This window comes from Bradyrhizobium sp. Kon58 (genome assembly GCF_055807455.1).
The window spans coordinates 1-413 of the sequence record NZ_JBVVOT010000174.1 but is presented as its reverse complement, the minus strand read 5'-3'; the positions used below and the strand labels follow the sequence as shown (position 1 = coordinate 413).

Genomic DNA, 413 nt, shown 5'->3' with positions numbered 1-413 from the left:
ACCGACGCGAAGGCTTCATTGACCTCGAACAGGTCGATGTCCTCGACACGCAGACCCGCCTTGGCCAACGCCTTGCGCGTGGCGGGTGCAGGGCCGGTCAGCATTATGGTGGGATCGGTGCTGGTCACCGCCGTGGCAACAATGCGCGCTCGCGGCTGCAAGCCAAGTTCGCGTCCTTTGGCCTCGGAGCCGATAAGCATCAAGGCAGCGCCGTCGACAATGCCGGAACTGTTGCCCGGTGTGTGCACATGCTGGATGCGTTCCACCTGGCTGTAGACCCGCAATGCGGTGGCGTCGAAACCCATCTGGCCGATCATTTCGAAACTCGGCTTGAGCTTGCCAAGGCCTTCGAGGGTGGACTCGCCACGGATAAATTCGTCATGGTCCAGCAGCACAATGCCGTTCTGGTCCTG

General features: G+C 61.5%; 1 pseudogene. It reads right to left on the bottom strand.

Annotation, left to right across the window (positions count from 1 at the left end):
* Positions 1 to 413, bottom strand: a pseudogene (locus tag AC0L20_RS40005) (acetyl-CoA C-acyltransferase); the annotation flags it as partial.